The 3,412-nt window shown below is 29.5% G+C and carries 5 protein-coding genes; all 5 read left to right on the forward strand.

The window, feature by feature from the left end; genetic code table 11:
• Positions 1-356: 356 nt before the first annotated feature.
• The 5 genes from METFODRAFT_RS09390 (at position 357) to METFODRAFT_RS10970 (ending at position 3,382) form a co-directional block, all read left to right on the forward strand.
• On the forward strand, positions 357-1,424 hold the full coding sequence (locus METFODRAFT_RS09390; protein WP_007045382.1) for a hypothetical protein: 1,068 nt from the start codon (positions 357-359) through the stop codon (positions 1,422-1,424).
• A 185-nt stretch (positions 1,425-1,609) separates the two neighbouring features.
• On the forward strand, positions 1,610-1,798 hold the full coding sequence (locus METFODRAFT_RS11665) for a hypothetical protein (protein WP_007045383.1): 189 nt from the start codon (positions 1,610-1,612) through the stop codon (positions 1,796-1,798).
• A 17-nt stretch (positions 1,799-1,815) separates the two neighbouring features.
• A complete protein-coding gene (locus METFODRAFT_RS09395; protein WP_007045384.1) occupies positions 1,816-2,040 on the forward strand; it encodes a DUF365 domain-containing protein in 225 nt (74 codons plus the stop codon).
• 57 nt (positions 2,041-2,097) lie between these two features.
• Entirely contained in the window at positions 2,098-3,009 is a 912-nt protein-coding gene (locus tag METFODRAFT_RS09400) for a hypothetical protein (RefSeq protein ID WP_007045385.1), read from the forward strand.
• A gap of 13 nt (positions 3,010-3,022) precedes the next feature.
• Positions 3,023-3,382, forward strand: coding sequence for a hypothetical protein (locus METFODRAFT_RS10970; RefSeq protein ID WP_007045386.1), 360 nt, complete (start codon positions 3,023-3,025; stop codon positions 3,380-3,382).
• The last annotated feature ends 30 nt before the right edge of the window (positions 3,383-3,412 follow it).

The raw sequence follows: 3,412 nt of genomic DNA on the forward strand, positions 1-3,412 counted from the left end.
GTAGAAATATCTTATCATAAATGCTATATCATTATATTCGAATATGCTTGCGAAAGTCCTAGGGAATTAAAACCCTATTTTGGAGTTTGTAGGTTAACTATTGGTATTTAGAAATGTTATATAGTCTCTTGTGGATTTTTGTTAGTCATTATAATCATAATAAATTTTTCAAAAAATAATAAATCATGCGTAAAATTTTGAATAGGTCTAATTCTCCCTTCAATTCCATTAAAGATTGGGTCATCTATAATGCAAACGACTGTAATTGAACTTTAAAAATCAAAAATCTATATAAATGTGGAGATACAGAAAATAAATTAAGAAATAAATAATAAAATAATGTTTTGGTGATATTTATGGGAAGAATTTACGGAAGGGTGGAGGGGCCAGGCGATATAAGAAGAATTAATTGCATAATTAGGGATGAAATGCTTTCTGTTGAGGGTGTTGAACAATTAACAGAATTAAAAAAGAGAAGTGACTACCTTTGCACTCTAACATACTCCCCATTTTGGAGGAAGAAATTTGGATTCTTAATTGAAGATTTAAGGAAAGTTGCTATGGAAGAAAATGTTGCAACAACAAGAACAGCAAATTACATAGCAAGATATTATGATTGGGATAAAATCTACAATCCATGGGGAGAGGGGGAGGAGTTAGAGAAGGAACTTAAAGACCTTCCAGAAGAGGTTATTAAGGAGGTTAGTGAGGGAGTTAATCTTAAACTCTCCCCAGAAATTCTTGAAGAGATTAGAAAAATGTATTGTCAAGTTAGAAAGGCAATGGTGTTTGTTAAGAGTATTGATGAATTAACAAAATTAAAAGAAGCAACTGACTTCTTCTGCACATTGGTAAGAACAGAGGACTTTAAGGAAAGGTTTAAGGATTATTTGGATAAGATATATGAGATGATGGAGAAGGAAAATGAAAGGACAGTAAAACTTGCAAATATCGTATCTGTTGTAAATGGTTGGGATGTTGAGTATGAGGCATGGAGTGGGGAGGAAATTGCACTTGAAGAGACGGTTGAGGAGTATTTACAGAGGTTGCTTGAAGAGGAAGAGAAAGCAGACAAATACATTCCATCAGAGGCAAAGTATGGCAAGGGGATTACAAAGTGGATTATCTACTATCATCCAGTGAAAAGAAGAGAATATTCAAAAAGAGTTTATTTCCCAGGAGATGCATTTGATATAAAAATAGAGGGGCCAGGAGAGTTTGTCAATAGATTTGGAAGAAAAGTTTGGGGGGTTAAAATTACATACAAAACAAGAATCGGCTCAAGAACAATAAAAAGGAATGGAATATCAATAAAAATCCCAGAAACAGTAGTTACAAGAACAAAAGTAATCCCACTACCAAAAGAGGCAGAAAATGTAAGATTAGTTGATGAAAAACCAGAAAGTGCATATCCTGTTGCTTAATTAACTTTTTTATTTATAAAGTTTTTAATGAATTGTTTTAACCAAATAATCAACTTTTCTGCACTTATAATCCATTTTTAACACCAAAAATATTGATTTTTAAAATCTAAAAAAATACTGGTAAAAATTTTTATAAAGTAGTATGGGATTTAATAAACACATTGAAAAATAGATTGGGTGGGTTTATGAGTGATAATATTATCGGTGCAGCGTTTCCAATCCCAAAACCCTTAATAAGTAGGATATTAGATGAGCATAAAAATGTTTTTGTTAAACCAGCAACATTAACCAAACTTGAAAAGGGTATGAAGATTATATTTTATGCTTCAAGAGAAGAGCAGGGTTTTATGGAGAGGCAGAAGTTGAGAATATAGAATTTTTTGAAAATCCAATGAAAATACTTGAAAAATACAAAAATAACTTGTTTTTAACAGAAGAGGAATTTAGAGAGTATGTTGAGTTATCTAAAAAGTGGGGTTATGGTAGAAAAAAGAAAAAATCATGGATGGCTATTGTTTTAAAGAACATTAAAAAGTATTCTAAGGTTATTAAGCCAAAAAGGTTTATTTCAGTTGGTGGGAGATATATAAAAGACGGGAATATAAGGATATTTTAAAATAGATAATTTAAATATTATAATAAAAAATTTCATTTAAAAATATGGGGGAGGGGTATGTCCAGGACTGTTAATAGAAAGATATATTTCTATCAAATAATCTGGGTAAAAAATAATAACGATAAAGTTATGGAAAATATCTCTTTTATCTCTAATATTCTCGATGAAAATCGAATAATAGAAAAGGATGAAAATACATATTATACTTTTGAGAAGTTTAATGAACAAAATGATATGATTTTTGGAAAATTACACACTATAAGAAAAGGAGATTTGCCATTGGAATATGATTTCAATACTAATAAAACATCTACGCTTAATTTACCTAAAAATAAAGCTTTATGTGAACCTACACATTTTATAATATTCGATGGAAGAATTATTGGTGCAGAATTCAACTATTATGGTCCAAGAATTTCAGTATTAAAACGAATGATTAATAAAAATCTAAAAAATAACAATAACGGATATAAGAAGGTTGAAATTAAGCCTATTCTAAAAACAGATTTGTATGACTTGTTGGATGAGTTTGTAGAGATTAGGGGTATTAGTATAAAAATAGCTACAGATTATGCTAAACTTCTTGCTAATGATAGCAGTTTTAAAGACCTGTTTTCAGCAGCAAATTTAGTTGATAATATGTGGTTATCTCTATCGATTAGTGTTGGTAGAAAGAGAAATATTAGCAATGATGGATTCTCTCGAATTTTAAATGGTATAAAAAAGTTACTTAGAAGGAACGATTATGCTGGAAATGTAGATTCTCTAAAGATTAGGGGAAGGTTGGAGGATGATGGGAGTATTGAGGAAATAAACTTAATAGAGGAACTTTTAATTTCTGAAAAGAAAATTGCAAAACTTGATGAAAAGTCAAGATGTGTGGATTCTATGTCAATGTATGAGGCAATATTGGAGTCCTATAATTCACTGCGTTCTGAATTAGAACAATTTATAAAATCACAAGATTAATTTGGGGAGATTTATGAAAGAAATTTTTGGGGTTAAAGAAGTAAAACATGACTTTATTAAGTCGATAGTATTGTTTATTATATTAATTTTAATCCCGATAATATTTAAAATCGACGTTGATACTCTAAAACTAGCTGAAAAAATGCATAATTCCTTTTTAACTATTTCTATAACTTTTGCTGGGTTTTTACTTACTGCTTTAGCAATATTAGTTACATTCCCAACAAACGAAAAAATTGAATTCATGAAAAAACACAAGTTATATCCAAAAATATTCCAAGTGTATATTTTACAGTATCTCCGAATATGCATTAGGTATGCACAACTGAGTATTATCTATTGGTTTATTTGTATATATGTGCATTCGAATTAATTCATTAATTTTGATAACGAATTCTTTTAA

It is taken from the genome of Methanotorris formicicus Mc-S-70 (genome assembly GCF_000243455.1).
Lineage (GTDB): Archaea > AGJL01 > Methanococci > Methanococcales > Methanococcaceae > Methanotorris > Methanotorris formicicus.